15 protein-coding genes and 1 tRNA gene are annotated in these 17,176 nt (G+C 72.2%); 10 read left to right on the top strand and 6 right to left on the bottom strand.

Features of this window, described 5'->3' with window-relative positions; genetic code table 11:
* The first annotated feature begins 12 nt into the window (after positions 1–12).
* Positions 13–1,176, top strand: coding sequence for an imidazolonepropionase (gene hutI / locus ABD481_RS20820; RefSeq protein ID WP_344667375.1), 1,164 nt, complete (start codon positions 13–15; stop codon positions 1,174–1,176).
* Here the strand turns inward: hutI and ABD481_RS20815 are convergent.
* Positions 1,170–2,618: a cell wall-binding repeat-containing protein gene (locus ABD481_RS20815; RefSeq protein WP_344667374.1), complete on the bottom strand. Its 1,449-nt coding sequence runs from the start codon at positions 2,616–2,618 to the stop codon at positions 1,170–1,172. The two genes, hutI and ABD481_RS20815, sit on opposite strands and share 7 nt — an antisense overlap.
* A 242-nt stretch (positions 2,619–2,860) precedes the next feature.
* Positions 2,861–4,138 carry a serine--tRNA ligase gene (gene serS, locus ABD481_RS20810; RefSeq protein ID WP_344667373.1) on the bottom strand — a complete coding sequence of 426 codons (1,278 nt, stop codon included), beginning with the start codon at positions 4,136–4,138 and terminating at the stop codon, positions 2,861–2,863.
* Positions 4,139–4,244: 106 nt separating this feature from the next.
* On the opposite strand from serS, the gene ABD481_RS20805 reads away from it, so the two are divergent.
* The gene (locus ABD481_RS20805; RefSeq protein WP_344667372.1) at positions 4,245–4,568 is read left to right on the top strand and encodes a rhodanese-like domain-containing protein; all 324 of its coding nucleotides are present in this window, start codon (positions 4,245–4,247) and stop codon (positions 4,566–4,568) included.
* On the opposite strand, the gene ABD481_RS20800 is transcribed toward ABD481_RS20805, so the two are convergent.
* The gene (locus tag ABD481_RS20800; protein WP_344667371.1) at positions 4,534–5,235 is read right to left on the bottom strand and encodes a glycosyltransferase family 2 protein; all 702 of its coding nucleotides are present in this window, start codon (positions 5,233–5,235) and stop codon (positions 4,534–4,536) included. The genes ABD481_RS20805 and ABD481_RS20800 overlap by 35 nt on opposite strands.
* Positions 5,236–5,265: 30 nt before the next feature.
* Here ABD481_RS20800 and ABD481_RS20795 point away from each other — a divergent pair, with 30 nt between their 5' ends.
* Complete coding sequence (locus ABD481_RS20795; RefSeq protein ID WP_344667370.1) at positions 5,266–5,856, top strand: TetR/AcrR family transcriptional regulator; 591 nt, start codon at positions 5,266–5,268, stop codon at positions 5,854–5,856.
* 236 nt (positions 5,857–6,092) lie between these two features.
* Positions 6,093–7,226, top strand: coding sequence for an LPXTG cell wall anchor domain-containing protein (locus ABD481_RS20790; protein WP_344667369.1), 1,134 nt, complete (start codon positions 6,093–6,095; stop codon positions 7,224–7,226).
* Between the two features lie 104 nt (positions 7,227–7,330).
* Here the strand turns inward: ABD481_RS20790 and ABD481_RS20785 are convergent, their stop codons facing one another.
* Entirely contained in the window at positions 7,331–8,323 is a 993-nt protein-coding gene (locus tag ABD481_RS20785) for a DUF5926 family protein (protein WP_344667368.1), read from the bottom strand.
* A 289-nt stretch (positions 8,324–8,612) separates the two neighbouring features.
* On the opposite strand from ABD481_RS20785, the gene ABD481_RS20780 reads away from it, so the two are divergent.
* Entirely contained in the window at positions 8,613–10,781 is a 2,169-nt protein-coding gene (locus ABD481_RS20780) for an anthranilate synthase family protein (RefSeq protein ID WP_344667367.1), read from the top strand.
* Between the two features lie 210 nt (positions 10,782–10,991).
* On the opposite strand, the gene ABD481_RS20775 is transcribed toward ABD481_RS20780, so the two are convergent.
* Complete coding sequence (locus tag ABD481_RS20775) at positions 10,992–11,813, bottom strand: ATP-binding protein (protein ID WP_344667366.1); 822 nt, start codon at positions 11,811–11,813, stop codon at positions 10,992–10,994.
* Positions 11,814–11,883: 70 nt separating this feature from the next.
* Positions 11,884–12,777, bottom strand: coding sequence for a glycerophosphodiester phosphodiesterase (locus tag ABD481_RS20770; RefSeq protein WP_344667442.1), 894 nt, complete (start codon positions 12,775–12,777; stop codon positions 11,884–11,886).
* Positions 12,778–13,104: 327 nt separating this feature from the next.
* Between ABD481_RS20770 and ABD481_RS20765 the strand changes: the two genes are divergently transcribed.
* The 5 genes from ABD481_RS20765 to ABD481_RS20745 all read left to right on the top strand — a co-directional run bounded on the left by ABD481_RS20765 (position 13,105) and on the right by ABD481_RS20745 (position 17,139).
* On the top strand, positions 13,105–13,527 hold the full coding sequence (locus tag ABD481_RS20765) for a YbjQ family protein (protein ID WP_344667365.1): 423 nt from the start codon (positions 13,105–13,107) through the stop codon (positions 13,525–13,527).
* A 319-nt stretch (positions 13,528–13,846) separates the two neighbouring features.
* Positions 13,847–14,167, top strand: a complete 321-nt coding sequence (locus tag ABD481_RS20760) for a hypothetical protein (protein WP_344667364.1) — start codon at positions 13,847–13,849, stop codon at positions 14,165–14,167.
* A gap of 9 nt (positions 14,168–14,176) precedes the next feature.
* On the top strand, positions 14,177–14,824 hold the full coding sequence (locus ABD481_RS20755; protein WP_344667363.1) for a thymidine kinase: 648 nt from the start codon (positions 14,177–14,179) through the stop codon (positions 14,822–14,824).
* A gap of 55 nt (positions 14,825–14,879) precedes the next feature.
* Positions 14,880–14,964 (top strand) — tRNA-Ser (locus tag ABD481_RS20750).
* A gap of 171 nt (positions 14,965–15,135) precedes the next feature.
* Positions 15,136–17,139: a cell wall-binding repeat-containing protein gene (locus ABD481_RS20745; protein ID WP_344667362.1), complete on the top strand. Its 2,004-nt coding sequence runs from the start codon at positions 15,136–15,138 to the stop codon at positions 17,137–17,139.
* Positions 17,140–17,176: the final 37 nt, after the last annotated feature.

Raw genomic sequence — 17,176 nt, 5'->3', positions numbered from 1 at the left:
CAGGGAAGCAGCGTGACCACCCTCATCACCGGCATCGCCGAGCTCACCACCCACGCCGAGGCCGGCATCCTCGCCGATGCCGCGCTCGTCGTCGGCGACGACGGCCGGATCGCCTGGACCGGTCCGGCGTCGCGGGCGCCCGACGCCGACGAGCGCGTTGATGTCGGCGGGCGCGCGGTCGTGCCCGGGTTCGTCGACAGCCACGCGCATCTGGTGTTCGCCGGGGATCGGTCGCGGGAGTTCGAGGCGCGGATGACCGGGACGCCTTACTCGGCCGGCGGTATCCGCACCACCGTGGCCGCCACCCGCGCCGCCGGCGACGACGTGCTGCGGGCCAACCTCGCGCGGCTCACCGGCGAGATGCTGCGGCAGGGGACGACCACTGTCGAGTGCAAGTCCGGCTACGGACTCACCGTCGCGGACGAGGCGCGGGCGCTGCGGCTAGCGCGTGAGCAGGTCGAGGCCGTCACCTATCTCGGTGCGCACGTCGTGCCCGCGGAGTACAAGGACCGCCCCGACGCGTACGTCGACCTGGTCAAGGGCGAGATGCTCGACGCCTGCGCCCCCTACGCCGACTACGCCGACGTCTTCTGCGAGCGCGGCGCCTTCGACGAGGAGCAGACCCGCGAGATCCTGACCGCCGCGCGGGAGAAGGGCCTCGCGCTGCGGCTGCACGCCAACCAGCTCGGCAACGGTCCCGGGGTCCGGCTCGCGGTCGAGTTCGGCGCCGCGTCCGCCGACCACTGCACGTTCCTGGACGCCAAGGACGTCGACGCCCTGGCCGGTTCGGAGACCGTCGCCACGCTGCTGCCCGGCGTCGAGTTCTCCACCCGCTCGCCGTATCCGGACGCCCGGCGCCTCATCGAGGCCGGGGCGACCGTCGCGATCGCCACCGACTGCAACCCAGGGTCCTGCTACACCAACTCGATGCCGTTCTGCATCGCGCTGGCGGTGCGCGAAATGCGCATGTCGCCGGCCGAGGCGCTGTGGGCGGCGACCGTCGGCGGCGCCAAGGCCCTGCGCCGGACCGACGTCGGCCGACTCGGGGTGGGCGCCCGCGCGGACTTCGCCGTCCTGGACGCCCCGAGCTTCCTGCACCTCGCCTACCGGCCGGGCGTTCCGCTCGTCCACAGGGTGTGGAAGAACGGAACGCCCGCGCCCGGCCTGTCTTACTGACCGGCGACCCGACCGGCGATCCGACCGGTGACCTGGCCGGCGACCGAGTTCAGCACCGAGGCGCCGTTCGACGTGTAGTGGCCGCTGTGCGCCGCGTCGGTGATCTGCGCGCCGACGTGGTCGCTCACCGCCTTCGGTCCGCCGAAGACGTCGACGTACGCCACACCGTCGTACTTCGCCAGGCCGTTGAACCACGGGCCGATCGTGTCCGGCAGGCTCGCCGGGTCGGTCAGCAGCAGCGGCTGCTGGAGGTTGGCCACGAAGGCGCCGCCGGCCAGCGCGTCGGCGAAGGTGGTGCCGCTCGCCACGCCGATCAGGTAGCCGCGCGGGAACTGCTCCATGATCTTGGAGGAGGTCGCCCAGCGGTCGTTGCCGGACAGGTCGCTGTGGCACTTGCCGGCCGCCAGCACGTCCACGGCCTTCACCGCCGCGCCGCCGACGGCGGTGACCGCCTGGCAGTCCGCGGTGCCCAGCTTGCTCTGGACGTACGCCGCGCTGGCCGGGTCGTAGAACCCGGCGCCGTCGGTGAGGATGATCGCGGCCGGCCGGGGCTCCTGCCCGGCTTCCTCGGTGGCGCGCGGACCGGCGGCCAGCGGCCCGGCCGACAGCGCGTCCGGGAACAGCCGCCCGGTGGCGACGACCACGGTCTTCGGGTCGCCCATGCCGTCCTTGGCGATCTGCAGCGCGGTGTCGAACCGGTCGTGGCCGGCGAACCGCTGGACCTTGTAGCCCTCCTTGACCAGCTGCGCGTCCACGGCCGCCGGCACCGCGGCGAACCCGCCGAGGATGTAGACGGTGTGCCCCTTGGGCACGACGCGGTTGATCTCGGCGTCCGCCGGCCCGTAGAGCCCGGCGTTCGGGTCGGTCAGCAGCAGCGGGCCCTTCCGGTAGGCCGCCAGCGGCACGCCGGCCAGCGCGTCCGGGAAGTTCGTCGACGTCGCGATGACGGCGGCCTGCGCCTGGCCCCAGGAGTTGTTGGGGTCGGTGTTGAGCCACTGCTTCTTCGAGATCTGCACGGCGGTGTCCAGGCGGTCCTGGCCGGAGATCCGGCCCACCAGCGCCTTCCCGGCCGCGCCCTCGGAGAGGAAGTGCCCGCTCTCGATCGCCGGGGTGAAGCCCGGCCAGTGCATGGTCAGCGTCACCCGGTAGTCGCCGGGGTTCTGGTACAGGTGCGTGACCGAGTTGTTGTTCGCCAGATCGACGTGCTGCCCGTCCCCGAAGTCCAGGACCGCGGTGCAGCCGTGCGCGGAGTCGATGGTGTTGCCGGCCAGGCTGATCGTGACGTTCACCGGCGCCACCGCGGCGGCCGGGGAGAAGCCCAGGTTCGCCTGCGTCTCCTGGTGCGTGCTGCTGCACGGTCCGGCGATCCCCGTGGCGTTGGCCGGCGCCGTCGCCAGCGCACCGGCCGCCGCGCCCGAAGCCAACGCGACGGCGGTGAGCAAGGAAGGTGTTCTGCGTCTCATCCGAGGGCCCCCGATGTCTATGACATCCAGTCATTGGAAGATTGCTGACGGGTCGGCAGACTAGTGGTGGGGGCCGGTTTTTGTCTCAACGAACTGAGATCAAATCCCGCATGACGTAGACGGAATCGCACTATCGCATGAGCTCGCCGGGCGCATGGAAAAGCGGCCGTCCGAATCAATCCAAGTGATCCGGACGGCCGCCGCTCGTTCCCCGATTCGCCTCAGCCGGCGATCGGCTCCAGCTTCTCCCGGCCGCCGAAGTACGGCCGCAGCGCCTGCGGCAGCGTCACCGAGCCGTCGGCGTTCTGGTGGTTCTCCAGGATCGCCACGATCATCCGCGGCATGGCGCACAGCGTGCCGTTCAGCGTCGCCAGCGGCTGGACGCCGTCGGCGCCGCGCATGCGGATCTGGAGCCGGCGCGCCTGGAACTCGGTGCAGTTCGAGGTGGAGGTGACCTCGCGGTACTTGCCCTGGGTCGGGATCCAGGCCTCGCAGTCGAACTTGCGGGCCGCCGAGCTGCCCAGGTCGCCGGCCGCGACGTCGATCACCCGGAACGGGATCTCCAGGGCGGTGATGAACTCCTTCTCCCAGTCCAGCAGGCGCTGGTGCTCGGCCTCGGCGTCCTCGGGCGCCACGTAGGAGAACATCTCGACCTTCTCGAACTGGTGCACCCGGATGATGCCGCGGGTGTCCTTGCCGTAGCTGCCGGCCTCGCGGCGGAAGCAGCTGGAGTAGCCGGCGTAGCGCAGCGGGAGCCGGGCGGCGTCGAGGATCTCGTCCATGTGGTAGCCGGCCAGCGCCACCTCCGAGGTGCCGACCAGGTACATGTCGTCCTCGGCGAGGTGGTAGACGTTCTCGGCGGCCTGGCCGAGGAAGCCGGTGCCCTCCATCGCCTCCGGCTTCACCAGGGCCGGGGTGATCATCGGGATGAAGCCGTACTTGACCGCCTGGGCCATGGCCAGGTTCATCAGCGCCAGTTCGAGCAGGGCTCCGGCGCCGGTCAGGTAGTACTGGCGCGCGCCGCCGACCTTGGCGCCGCGCTCGAGGTCGATGGCGCCGAGCAGCTTGCCGAGTTCGACGTGGTCGCGCGGCTCGAAGCCGTCGGCGGCGAAGTCGCGCGGGGTGCCGACGGTCTCCAGCAGGACGAAGTCGTCCTCGCCGCCCTCGGGCACGCCGTCCACGACGATGTTGGACAGCGCCAGCTGGAGCTGCTTGAGCACGCCGTCGGCCTCGTGCTGCTCGGCCTCGGCGCCCTTGACGTCGTCGGCGAGCTTCTTGGCCTGCTCCAGGAGCGCGGCCTTCTCCTCGGCCGAGGCCTTGGGGATCTGCTTGCCGAGCAGCTTCTGCTCGTTGCGCAGGCTGTCGAAGCGGGAGACGGCGGCGCGGCGCGCCTCGTCCGCGGACAGGAGCGCGTCGACGAGAGTGGGGTCTTCACCTCGGGCGCGCTGCGAGGCGCGGACACGCTCCGGGTCGGTGCGGAGCAGACGCAGGTCAATCATGGACCAAGGCTAGCCGGTCGGGATGGCCGCGCCGTAATGCTTTGATGGATGTCCGACCCCAGAATCGCCGTTGTCGGCGGAACCGTCTCTAGACCCGGGAGTGCCCATGCTCGCCACGACTGATGTGACCTCGCTGCCCGAGGACGGCTACCTGCTGGACGTCCGCGAGGACGACGAGTGGGCGGCCGGGCACGCCCCGAGCGCCACGCACATCCCGATGTCCGTGTTCGTGGCGCGCAAGGAGGAGATCGGCACTCCGGAGGGCCCGGTCTACGTGATCTGCCGGGCCGGGAGCCGGTCGGCGCAGGTGGCCACCTACCTGAACCAGAACGGTGTCGAGGCGGTGAACGTGACCGGCGGCATGCAGGCCTGGGCGGCGGCGGGCAAGCCGGTCGTCACCGACGCCGGCGACGCCGGGACCGTGATCTGAGCGCCAGCCACACATCGCGGTACTGGCGGGCCCGGTGCAGCTGGGCCCGCCAGTCCGTGCCGGTGACCCGGTGCCGCAGGTCCGCGGGGACTTCCACGACCTGGTGGCCGGCCGCCAGCAGATCGACGGTGAGGCCGACCTCCACGCCGAACCGGGACGCGAAGCGCACGGCGCGGGCCGCCTCGACGGTCAGGCAGCGCTGGCCGGACAACGGCGCGGCGGCCTCGAAGCCGGACTGCTTCCGGATCCCGTCGCGGGCCAGCCGGACCACGAACCCGTGGCCGCCGCCGGGTTGCGGCGGCGGAACCGCGACGGCCATGGCGCAGGATCCGGAGCGCACGGCTTCCAGGAGCGGCGCGGCCGCGGCGGCGCTGTCCTCCAGATCGGCGTCCAGGAAGAGGACGAACCGCGTCTCCGGCGGCAGCGCGGCCACGCCCGAAGCCAGCGCGGCGCCCTTGCCGCCGCGGGCCCGGCGCCGGACCACGCGGGCTCCGGCCTCGCGCGCCAGGCGCGCGGTGGCGTCCCGGGAGCCGTCGTCGACCACGAGGACCGGGGCGAGAAGGGCCGCGGCGCGCACCGTGGCACCGATCCGGCGCTCCTCGTTCCATGCCGGAATCACAACGAGTACGTCACTCGATGTGACCTCTGTGACAGATTCGGGCTCCATGCCCCGATGCTAGATGTAGCTTTACGAGGGATGGACCGCAGCCGACACAGCGACGACAAGATCCTGGACGCCGCGCAGAGCGCGCTGCTGGATCTGGGCCTGCGCAACACCACCCTGGCCGAGGTGGCGCGGCGCGCGGGCGTGTCGCGGATGACCTTGTACCGCCGCTACCCCGACATCGACGCGCTGCTGACCGAGGTGCTCGGCCGGCAGCTGATCCGCGTCGTGCGCCGCAACGCCGGCCTGAAGGAAGTCACCGGCCTCGACCGCTCCGCGCGCGACCTGCTGGTGACCGGGACGGTCGAGGTGGTGCGGGCGTTCCACGGCGACCTCTTGATGCACAAGATGCTGGACTCGGACGCCGAGTTCCTGCTGCCGTACCTGACGCGGGAGTTCGGCGGGCTCCAGCACTACGCGCTGGATCTGCTGTCGGTGCGGCTGGAGCAGGGGCACGCGGACGGGTCGATCCGCCCCGGGTCGGTCGCGTTGCAGGCCCGCACGGTGCTGTTGACGGCGCAGTCGTTCGTGATCTCGGCGCGCGCGGCCGGGCCGGTGCCGATGGACCGGTTGCTGGAGGAACTCAAGGAGATGCTGGACGCTTATCTGCGGCCGGTGAAGTGACGGACCGGGACCGCTGCGTAATACCCGCTGCCCACTGAAGGGCTAGACGCCCGGGCGCTGGTGACGGGGGATGCACCAGCGACCGGACTCCAAGCACCCTAACGAGGCAGATCGTTTAATGCAAAACTATCTGGGCGGGCCGGAGGCCGGCACCGGCTCGGAGACCCGTTCGAGGCGCGAATCAGTGGCGTGCGAAATGACGGATTCATTGCTGTTCATGCGATTTCATGGCCGCCATGGCACAACCGCACACCCAAGCCCGGTCCGGCGCCGCCCGTCCGTGGCGGACCGGGGCCCTGGCCGCGGCGGCCGCCGCGGGCGGGGTGGCCATCGCCAGCGCCGGGCTGCTGCTTCCCGGCCGGCCCGCCGCGGCCGCCGCCGACGTCGCCACCAGCGTCCTGGTGAACCTCACCATCGACGACGTCCCCGCGCTCGGCCTGACCGCGTTCCACGGGACATACGCGACCAGCGGGATCCCGCAGAACGGCGGCGACCACGCCGCGGACCCGGCGCAGGACCCGGACGGAGTGTTGCAGCACATCACGATCGCCGGTCCGGCATCGTCCAAGACGCACTCGGATCCGGTGAAGAACTGGGCGCAGAGCCAGCTGATCGCGGCGATCGGGACGAGTCAGCCGCCGCCTCCGCCGCCAGTGATGTATTTCATGAACGGCACAGAGATCTACACCATCGCGTCCCTGGACTCGTACGCCGAGTGCACGTCGCCGCCGGTCGGCCCGTACGCCCTGGCCTACGTGCACACCGACGCGAACGCGGTGAACGTGCTCGGGACCATCGTCCCGGAAGGGACCACCGTCAGCATCCCGGTCACCGGCGCGCAGATCGGCGTCCCGACCGTCGACCATGGCACTCTGAGCGCGCAGTACACCACGACGGCGGACCCGCCGCAGCAGACCGCCGGGGCCACCTCCGCCCATGCGCACATGGATCTGGTCCTCTCCGGGACGTTCTACGACGTGGCGGGCACGCAGCTCTACAGCGGACCGGTTCAGCAGGCCCGGTTCGGCGACGTCACCGCGACCTGCCAAGGCTCCGAACCGACGACGAGCAGTACGTCGGTGCCGACGACCACGCCCGTCACGCCGCCCACCACGCCGACGTCCGCGAGTCCGCCGCCGACGACCCCGCCGACTCCGCCGACTCCGACCACGGTTCCGACGTCCAAGCCCCATCCGCCGCACCACTCGTCGCCATCGCCCGGAGGCGGCGGGCAGACGCGGCCGGCCGGGACGCTGCCGGACACCGGTGGCGGATCCTCGGGCTGGTGGATGGCGTTGTCGGCCATCGGGCTCGGCGCTGGAACGATGCTGCTGTTCCTCGCCACGCGGCGGCATGGCAAGCATCTGTGATGAACGACTGCGTCCGCACATAACGAGAAGCGCGGAAGTCCCTGAGGACTTCCGCGCTTCTCACTATGCAGAGGCCTATACCGCCCTCATAGGGAACGCAATACTTAGCGAAGCGTCACCTGGCGGCTCACCAGACCGGCCCGCGCGCGCCGCTCCTCGTTGCTCAGCGGCGTCTCGTCGGCGAGCGCCTTGGCGAGCCGCTCGGCGAACTCGGCGGCCGGCTTCTCGATCTCCGAGGCCTCCATCTCCTTGGGGAGGTCCCACACCGGCACGACAAGGCCGCAGGCGCGGAACGCGCCGACGTAACGCGTGCCCTCACCGAGGTTGGACTGCTTGGCGGCGTGCAGCCGCGCCAGCGCGTCCATCAGCTTCTCTTCCTCGTACGGCATGACCCAGCGCAGGTGGCCCTTCTCCCGGATGCGGGTCCAGTACGCCGAGGGCACGGACTCCAGCTTCTTGGTCGGGTAGGCCGCGGCGTTGGCGTGCTCCAGGGACATCTGGGCCTCGGCGGAGACGTCGGCGCCGTCGATGATCCAGAAGCCGAAGTCGTCGTGGACGGTGATGTCCAGGCCCTCGGCGGAGGTGTCGAGCAGATCGCGCAGGCGCGGGCCGTCGGCCGAGGGCGCCGCGGAGTCCACGACGGTGCCCGGCTCGCTGTCCAGCGCCCGCAGCAGGGCGTCGGCCAGGTCCCGGTCCGGGTCGCCGGAGGTGGCCAGGGTCTGGAGCGCGAGCATGATCTCGCCGGTGTCGCGGTGCACCGCCGGGGCCGCCATCGGCAGCACGGTGGCCAGCGTGATCTTGCGGTCGGCGTGCTCGCCGAGCAGCTTCAGCGGGGCGGTGGCGGCCGGCACCAGCTCGCGCATCGCGACGATGTCGGTCTCGCCGGGCAGCCCCTCGAACGGGCGCTTGGCGGCGGTGACCTCGGCAGCCTGCTGCTGGGCCGCGGCCGACGCCTCCCGTCCGTGGCAGGCCTTGTAGCGGCGGCCGGAGCCGCACGGGCACTCCTCGCGCCCGCCGACGACCGGGATCTCGCCGTCCGCCGGGACGCCGACCTTCGCAGCGCCGGCCTTGGCCGCCCTGCTCGACTTCTTGCCCATGCCGGCCCTTCCTGCCCTGGGATGATTGCACCGGCCAGCCTAGTGGGCCCGGAGGGTGGGACGAGCCGACACCGCCGGTGACACCCTGCTCGCCACCCTGCTACTGTGCGGGTATGCGCTCGTACCAGCAACAGTGGTGGTGGTCCGCCCCAGGCGGACCCCGGTAGCAGCGCACTCACGCTCACCCACCGGCCGCCTTGAGAGGCGGCCGGTTCTGGTATCTCCGGGGACTTTCCGGAGGGCAGCCGGTGGGCCTCGCGGAGAGCGGCCTCGATCGAGAGGCACCGCAATGGCACACCAGGCGATGACGTCCCCCGCCGATCCGACGGGCCCGTCGCTGGCCTCCGCCCTGTCGCAATCCCCTTCCCATCCGCTCGCGGCGCTGCCCGCGGGACCGTTCGCGTTGCTCCGGCGCGGCGCCGAGGCCGACGTGGAGCTGCTCACCGGCGCGGCGTTCGAGCAGTTCCCGGCGTTGGCGGACCTGCCGACCGAGGACCCGGACGAGCTGCTCGTGCTCGTGCCCTACCGGCAGCTGACCGAGCGCGGCGACGCCTGCCACGACGACCACGCGCCGCTGCTGGCGCTGCGGGTCACGGGGCGCTCGCGCCTGGCGGTCGGCGCGCTGCCCCCGGCCGTCGCGCCGGTGCTGCGCGACGGCGCGTTCGACGTGGACGACGACGCCTACGGCGCCTCGGTGAAACGGGTGCTGGACGAGGAGATCGGCGCCGGCGAGGGCTCGAACTTCGTGATCCGGCGGACCTTCGTCGGGCACTGCGACGCCGCGCGGGAGACGGCGTACGGGGCCTTCCGGGCACTGCTGGACAGCGAGCGCAACGCCTACTGGACGTTCCTCATCGACACCGGCGAGCAGCTGCTGGTGGGGGCCACGCCGGAGCGGCACGTGTCGCTGGCGGACGGCGTGGCGGTGATGAACCCGATCAGCGGGACGCTGCGCGAGGCGCCGGCGACGGCCTCGCGCGAGCGGATCCTGGAGTTCCTCGGCGACGCCAAGGAGCGCGAGGAGCTGGCGATGGTCGTGGACGAGGAGCTGAAGATGCTGGCCGAGGTCGGCGACCTCGGCGGGTGGGTGCGCGGGCCGTACCTGAAGGAGATGACGAACCTGGCGCACACCGAGTACTACATCGAGGCCCGCACCACGATGGACCCGCGGCTGATCCTGCGCACGACGATGTTCGCGCCGACCGCGACCGGCTCGCCGATCCGCAACGCGTTCCGCGCGATCAAGCGCCACGAGCACGGCGGGCGCGGGTACTACGCGGGCGTGGTGGCGCTGATCGGGCGGGACGCCGCCGGGCAGCCGACGATGGACGCGCCGCTGATGCTGCGGGTGGCGTATCTGGACTACGACGGGACGGTGCGGGTGCCGGTCGGGGCGACGCTGGTGCGCGGCTCGGACCCGTTCGAGGAGGTGCGGGAGACCTACGCCAAGGCGGCCGGGGTGCTGCGGGCGTTCGGGGTGCGGTTCGGGGCGCGGAACAGCGGGATCGAGGGGATCGGGGAGGCGGATCGGGGCGCCCCGGGGGCTCCGGGGGCTCCAGGGGCTCCGGGGACTCCGGGGGGCGGGCTGGAGGGTCTTGATGTGCACGACGGCGCGGCGGACTACCGGGCGGCGAGTCCGGCAGCGAGTCCGGCGGCGAGTCCGGCGGCGGCGCGGCGGGGGCCGATCGGGGACGCGGTGTTGGGGCGCGGGGCGGAGATGGCCGGGGTCGCCGGAGCGGCTGGGGCGGTCGGGGAAACCGCGGAGCAGCCGGCCGCGCGCACCGCGCCGTGGTCCGACGACCCCGAGGTGGCGGCCGTGCTGGCGGCGCGCAACATCGGCCTGTCGCCGTTCTGGCTGAACGAGCACGAGCCGGCCGAGCTGGTCGACCCGGCGCTGGTCGGACGCAGTGTGCTGATCGTCGACAACGAGGACGCGTTCACCTCGATGCTGGCGGTCGAGCTGCGGGCGCTCGGCCTGGAGACCACGCGGGTGGCGCACGACGAGCTGCCGGACCCGGCCGGGTTCGACCTGGTGCTGCTCGGCCCCGGCCCCGGCGACCCGCGGGACGTGGCGACGCCGCGGATCCGGGCCGTGCGGAACCTGGCCAAGCAGATGATCGACCTGCGCAAGCCGACACTCGGCCTGTGCCTGGGGCACCAGGCGCTGGCCGCCGCACTCGGCCTGGAGCTGACCCGGCTGCCCACGCCGATGCAGGGCACCCAGGTGGAGCTCGACCTGTTCGGCAGTACTGAACGGGTCGCGTTCTACAACTCCTACGCCGCGAAGCTGCCGGAGTTCCTGGTGCTGGAGTCCGTGCCGATCCCCGGCACCGGGCTCGCGGCGGCGCTGCGCGGACCGTCGTTCACCGGTCTGCAGTTCCACCCCGAGTCGGTGCTCACCCTCGACGGGCTGGGGATCCTCGGACGCGAGATCCGGAGGCTGCTGACGGCGCGTTGAGGAGCTGTCGGCCCCGGCGCCGGTATCGGCATCGACATCGGTGCTGACGCCGGCCCGGGAGCCGACGCCGACCCAGGGGCTGACGCCGGCCCGGGTGCCGGCGCCGGTTCCGGGACCCGGTCGGTGACGGCCGCCTGGTCGTCACCCGCACCGTTGCCCCGGGCCCGCGCCACACGCCCGGTCCCGCGCCTCACGCCCCGGCTCCGCGCCTCAGGCCCCGGTCATCCGGACCCCGGCCGGGTACCGGGGCACCCAGGCGGTATCGGAGCCGGCCCCGGCCCCGGACTCGCCCCGTCCGCCCCGCGCCTGGCCCAGGCGCGACCCGCCGAGGCGGGCGCCGCGCATTCCGCGGACCCGTCCCGGGCTCGGGAAGCGTCCGGCCAGGGCCGTGCCCATCCGGCGCCACCAGCGGCGCGGCGGGTCCGGCGGGGGCGGGGGCGCGGCGTGCCGGGCGTGCAGGCGGACCGCCGCCCACACCGTCTTCGGCGCGCTCGGGTCGTCCGCGCGCACCGGTCCGGCCTGCCGGTCCCATTCCTGCGGGCACGGTTCGACGCCCCAGGCGTCGGCCAACAGCCCCACAATGCCGAGTCCGCGGCCGTCGACCGCGGACTCGTCCACCTCGTCCAGGTCCACCGCTTCCAAGTCCGCGCGCTCCGGACCGGAGGTGACCTTCGCCACATTCTCGGGATGGTGACCGCCGTCCGTGACGGCGATCCGCAGAACTCTGCTGTCCTCCATCCACCACGCCACCCGGATGGTGCCGCCCGTCAGCGGCAGCGCGTGCCGCAGAGCGTTGCTCACCAATTCCGAGAGGATCAGTACCGCGTCGTCCGCGACCGACGGCGCCACACGCATCCGGTGGAGCGCGTCGGCCAGCGCATGGCGCGCCGCCCCGACACTCTCGGGCGCGTGCGGGAAATCCGTCCCGCCGACTTCGTTGTTCGGTCGCGGCGCCTGCCCGCGCTCGACCGTTTCGGATATCTCCGCCGATTCCCGGGGACTCTCCGGTTTCACCGACATGACGACCCCCACGGCTCCCTCCCTGCCGACGAGGAGCTACTCGCGGTAGATGCCCGGTTCGTCCTCGGAGAAAACTGGAACCTCAGGGTTTATCAGGGTTCAACCCGGTGACGGCGGGCTGAGACCCGGCGGACACCCGCGCGCCGTCCCGGCCCAGTCTGGCCAGGACGGCTTTGGGGCGGTTGGAGATGATCGCGTCGACGCCGAGTTCCACGCACAGATCGATATCCGAGGCTTGGTCGACGGTCCAGACATGGACGCGGTTTCCCAGAGAATGCAAGCGTTCCACGTATTCCGGATGAGTTCGCAGAATGTGGATTCCGGGTCCTGCGATACGCACTCCGCGCGGCAGCGAGCCGTCCCGGAACCGCAGCGGCACCCGGTCCAGGAGCAGCACGGTCTCCAGGGACGGCGCCAGCCGCCGGATCCGGCGCACGGACAGCGCCGAGAACGACATGACCCGGACCGGGGACCGCTCGCCGAGGCGGGGGTGCGCCAGCCCGAACCGGTCCAGCAGCGCCACCAGGTGCTCCTCGACCAGGCCGGCGTAGCGGGTCGGGTGCTTGGTCTCGATGGCCAGCTCCACCCGGCGCGGGTGGTCGACGACCAGCTCCAGCAGCCGCTCCAGGGTGAGCACCCGGTGCGCGCCCTCGCGGCGCAGGTCCGGGTACTCGACGTAGGCGGCGCCGGGGCCCTCGGCCCCGGGGGCCGGCTGCTTCCAGGAGCCGAAGTCCAGCTGCCGCAGCTGGGCCAGCTCCAGCGTGGAGACCACGCCGCGGCCGTTGGAGGTGCGGTTGACCCGGCGGTCGTGCACGCACACCAGGTGCATGTCGGCGGTGAGGCGGACGTCGCACTCCAGGCCGTCGGCGCCCTGCAACAGCGCGGACTCGTAGGCGGCCAGGGTGTGTTCGGGCACGTCCTCGGAGGCGCCGCGGTGGGCGATGACCGGGATGTCGGCGGCGGCGCGCGGGGGCAGGGCCGGGCCGGAGGCGTTGGTGCGCAGGCCGACGTGGAGCGCGTGGGTGGGACGACCGCTCAGGCTGCTAGGGCCGGCCAGGCTGCTCGGTCCGGCCAGGCTGCTCGGGCTGTTCGGGGGCTCAGGCCGGCGCGTTGATTGCACACTCGAAATCCTTCCAGACTCCACCCGTCGCGCGGTCGCAAACCGTGTCCGGTATCCGCCCTATTCAACAGGCTTTCACCGCGACTTCAAGGGCCCGCCATCCTCTCTGTCCAGACAGTGGGGGTCTTGTCGTATCGTCGTACCGACGGACCACGACCGATCATCCGATCTCAGGGGGGACCCATGAGCCAGCAGCCGTACGGACAGCCCGGTTACCAGCAGCAGCCGCCGCCCCAGCAGCAGCAGTACGCGCCGCCGCCGCAGCAGCAGTTCCAGCAGAACTTCCTGTGCGTCACCACCAACGACATCCCGGGCTACCGGATCGACGTGGTGTACGGCGAGGTCTTCGGCCTGACCGTCCGCAGCCGCAACGCCTTCAGCCAGATGGGGGCCGGCCTGAAGTCGATGTTCGGCGGCGAGCTCAAGGGCATGACCAAGGCGCTGGTCGACAGCCGCAACGAGGTCATGCAGCGGATGATCCAGGAAGCGCTGAACCGCGGCGGCAACGCGATCGTCGGCATGCGCTTCGACACCTCGGAGATGGGCGACGTCTGGACCGAGATCTGCGCCTACGGCACCGCGGTGAGCATCAGCCGGGTCGGCTGACCGGGCGCGGACCTGGCCGGGCACAGAACTGGCTGGACACGGACCTGGCTGGACACAGAACTGCCTGGACACAGACCTGCCTGGGTACAGCCCTGGTCGGCGCGGCCTGGCAGGCAGGTCCGGGGCACCATCGGATCGCCGCCGACCGGCCGAGCCAGTTCGCCGTCACGCCATGCGTCCCGCGCGGGCGCGGAACCCGCCAACCGGGGTCCGCGCCCGCCGCTGTCTCTCGCGGTCATCCACCGCTTCTCCCCGCCGCCACCCGCCGCCATTTCGCAAGGTTTGCGTTTCGCGCATCCCCGGCGGATATCGTGAGCCGATGATCCGTCGCCTGCCGGCCGCGTCGGCCGCCGCCGTCGCGGCGGTGCTGTGTTGTCTGGCCGGCAGCGGGTTCCGTATGGTGCGGCTGATCGCGCGGGTGGAGCGGGTGTCGGTGTGGACCGTGCTGAACACCCGCCGGAGTCTGGCCTTCAACGCCTGGAGGGCGGCGCTCACCACCGGCGACCGGGTGCTGTTCGGCGCCGTCGGCGTGGCGGCCGCCGCCGGAGTGCTGGCCGCGCCGTATCTGCGGCCCCGCGTGGCCTCGGCCGCCACCCGCTTCCGCGCCGCGCTCGCAGCGCGCGTCACCCGTAGGGGATAATCAGCGACCATGGCCGAGCTCGTCTTCTTCACCGGAACCATGGACAGCGGCAAGTCGACCCTCGCCTTGCAGCTCGACCACAACCACAACGCCCGCGGCCGGGCCGGGCTCATCTTCACCCGGGACGACCGGGCCGGCAGCGCCACCATCTCCAGCCGCCTGGGCCTGAAGGCGGCCGCCGTCGAGGTCGAGGACGACACCGACCTGCTGAACCACGTGGTCCAGATGATGTCGGCCGGCGGCAAGGTCGACTACGTGGTGGCCGACGAGGCCCAGTTCTACACCGAGGACCACATCGAGCAGCTGGCGCGGATGGTCGACGAGCTGTCGATCGACGTCTACGCCTTCGGCATCACCACCGACTTCCGCACCCGCCTGTTCCCCGGCAGCAAGCGCCTGATCGAGCTGGCCGACCGCATCGAGGTGCTCCAGGTCCAGACCCTGTGCTGGTGCGGGGCCCGGGCCACCCACAACGCCCGCACCGTCCGCGGCGAGATGGTCCTGGAGGGCGAGCAGGTGATGGTCGGCGACACCGCGGTCGAGGACGAGATCGGCTACGAGGTGCTGTGCCGGCGCCACCACCGCCGCCGCCTGACCGCCGCCCGCTCCGGCGCCGGCTCGCTGAGCCCGGACACGCTGCCGTTCGGCGCCGCCTGACCGGGACCGGCCGGTTGTGAGAGACTGCTTCCTCACGGGCGCCCGAGGCGCCTGAGGAGGATTTGCCTAGCGGCCGAAGGCGTTGGTCTTGAAAACCAAAGTGGTGAGAGCCACCGTGGGTTCGAATCCCACATCCTCCGCTGCCGCCGGCGCCCCGAACCGCACGCCTGCCTGACCGGATCCGTCGAGCGGCCCCGCTCTACGCATCGATTGCGTTTTTCGCATCGTGCACGGCCTGAATCAGGGCTCGGAAAATAAGTGCCGGGTCATGCCCTGCCTTCGCTCCGCTCTCGTCATTCGGGGATACCACTTTGCCCAAGATCCATACCCTGCGACTGGCCACGCTCGCCGTCGCCGGTACCGCGTTCCTCACGGTCGGAGCCGGTCCGGCCCTCGCCGCCGGGCCGTCCGGCGGGTCCGTCGCCACGAGCGACGCGCCCGCCGCTCCCCTGGTCGTCGGCCTCGGGTTCTACTCCGGCACGCTGCACGCCACCGCGAACCTGTACGTCTACAACGTCGATCTGGCGAAGCAGCCGACCACCACCTACCGGATCGACTGGGGTGACGGCAGCGAGCCCTGGACCCGGACCGGCGGGACCGTGCCGAACGGCCTGGACATCCAGCACGACTATCCGCACGCCGGGCTCTGGACGGTGACGGCGACGGTGGACGACGGGACGTCCACCGCCGGCAAGACCACCTCCTACACCGCGCACTACCCGACGGCTCCGACCACGCCGGGCACGACCTTCACCCCGGTGTCCGGGAACGCACCGCTGGCCGGGGACCTGAGCATCGTCAACGGCGCCGTGGATCCCGCGGCCGCCAAGAGCTACGTCGTGAACTGGGGCGACGGCTCTCCCTTGCAGACGGTGGCCGCCGCCGTCTCGGGAGCGACGCTCGTCCACCACATCTTCACCACGCCGCGCTCCTACGAGGTGTCGGCGGTGACCAGCGACGGCGTCGACACCTCGCTGCCGCCGACGTACCCGACCAGGGTCGGCGCCTGGGGCGTGGCGTTCGCCACCACGGTGAACACGTCCGCCTTCGCGACGGTGTCCATCACCTCCTCGGCGGGTCCGGCCCTGCCGACGTACAGCGACTACTACGTCTACTCCGTCAACTGGGGCGACGGCACCACCTCGTCCCTCACCCAGTCGCTGGGCATGACCCACCAGTACAAGTCCGGCGGCTCGTACCCGGTCACGGTGACCATGGCGCCGACCATGGACGTCGACCGGACACCCGCCTACACCTGGACCGCCACGTCGACGCTGGCCGTGCCCACGCCGCCGCCGCCCGCGCCGGTCGCCACGGGTGCGCGCCCGGTGCAGCGCATCGGCGGCGACGACCGGATCGGGACCGGGATCCTGGTCTCCCTGAACGCCTGGAGCTCCTGGCAGAACCCGTATCCCACCCTCGACCGCCTTCCCGCCGACGCCGTCGTGCTGGCGCGGGCGGACGGCTTCTCCGACGCGCTGGCCGGGGTTCCGCTGGCGGCGCACGTCAACGGCCCGCTGCTGCTGACCGACGGCGCCGCCCTGCCCGGGAACGTCGAGCGCGAGATCGGCCGAGTCCTCAAGCCCAACGCCGGCAAGACCGTCTACCTGCTCGGCGGCCCGGCCGCCGTGTCCCCGGCGGTCCAGCAGCGACTGGGCCAGCTCGGCTACACGGTGCAGCGCTACTCCGGCTCCGACCGGTTCGGCACGGCCCTGGACATCGCCCGGCGCGGGCTCGGCGACCCGGCCAGGATCGTCGTGGCCACCGGCCTGGACTACCCGGACGCGCTGGCCGCCGGGCCGTACGCGTCCTCGGTACTGGGCACGGCCGGGCACGAGGCGGCCGTGGTCCTGTCCCAGGGCGGGGCCCTGGACCCGGCGACCGCCGGGTACATCGGCTCCCGGCTCGCCGGCTCCAGCGCGGGGGCGCCGGCGGTGGTCACCGTCGGCGGCCAGGCCGGCCACGCGGTCGACGCGGCGTTCCCGGCCCTGGCCGGCCACGAGCTCAAGCTGGAGGGCTCGGACCGCTTCCGGACGGCGGAGAAGGTCGCGTCCCGGTTCACCGCGGTGTCGCGGATCGGGGTGGCGACCGGCACCGGCTACGCCGACGCGCTCACCGGCGGAGCGTTCGCCGCGGCCCGGCACTTCCCGATCGTGCTCACCGAGCCGGCCGGCCTGGATCCCGCGGCGCACGACACGATCGCGACATTCTGGACCCAGCTGTCCCGCGCGTACCTCTTCGGCGGCAAGGCGGCCCTGACCGACCAGGTCCTGCACGAGGTCGACGCGGTCCTCAACGCGATGTCGCAGCCGTGAGCCCGGCGCGCTCCCGAAGCCGTCTCCGACGCGCCCC

The sequence above is a fragment of the Catenulispora yoronensis genome, from assembly GCF_039531695.1.
Taxonomy (GTDB): domain Bacteria; phylum Actinomycetota; class Actinomycetes; order Streptomycetales; family Catenulisporaceae; genus Catenulispora; species Catenulispora yoronensis.
Note: the sequence above shows the minus strand (reverse complement) of the source record. Positions and strands in the feature narration are given on the sequence as shown.

What these genes read in the sequence shown, in the direction of transcription:
- ABD481_RS20760 (WP_344667364.1), top strand. Translation starts at nt 13,847, where the DNA reads ATGATCCGTCGCCTGCCGGCCGCGTCGGCCGCCGCCGTCGCGGCGGTG.
- ABD481_RS20795 (WP_344667370.1), top strand. Translation starts at nt 5,266, where the DNA reads ATGGACCGCAGCCGACACAGCGACGACAAGATCCTGGACGCCGCGCAG.
- ABD481_RS20765 (WP_344667365.1), top strand. Translation starts at nt 13,105, where the DNA reads ATGAGCCAGCAGCCGTACGGACAGCCCGGTTACCAGCAGCAGCCGCCG.
- ABD481_RS20755 (WP_344667363.1), top strand. Translation starts at nt 14,177, where the DNA reads ATGGCCGAGCTCGTCTTCTTCACCGGAACCATGGACAGCGGCAAGTCG.
- ABD481_RS20780 (WP_344667367.1), top strand. Translation starts at nt 8,613, where the DNA reads ATGGCACACCAGGCGATGACGTCCCCCGCCGATCCGACGGGCCCGTCG.
- ABD481_RS20785 (WP_344667368.1), bottom strand. Translation starts at nt 8,323, where the DNA reads ATGGGCAAGAAGTCGAGCAGGGCGGCCAAGGCCGGCGCTGCGAAGGTC.
- ABD481_RS20800 (WP_344667371.1), bottom strand. Translation starts at nt 5,235, where the DNA reads ATGGAGCCCGAATCTGTCACAGAGGTCACATCGAGTGACGTACTCGTT.
- ABD481_RS20805 (WP_344667372.1), top strand. Translation starts at nt 4,245, where the DNA reads ATGCTCGCCACGACTGATGTGACCTCGCTGCCCGAGGACGGCTACCTG.
- serS (WP_344667373.1), bottom strand. Translation starts at nt 4,138, where the DNA reads ATGATTGACCTGCGTCTGCTCCGCACCGACCCGGAGCGTGTCCGCGCC.
- ABD481_RS20790 (WP_344667369.1), top strand. Translation starts at nt 6,093, where the DNA reads ATGGCACAACCGCACACCCAAGCCCGGTCCGGCGCCGCCCGTCCGTGG.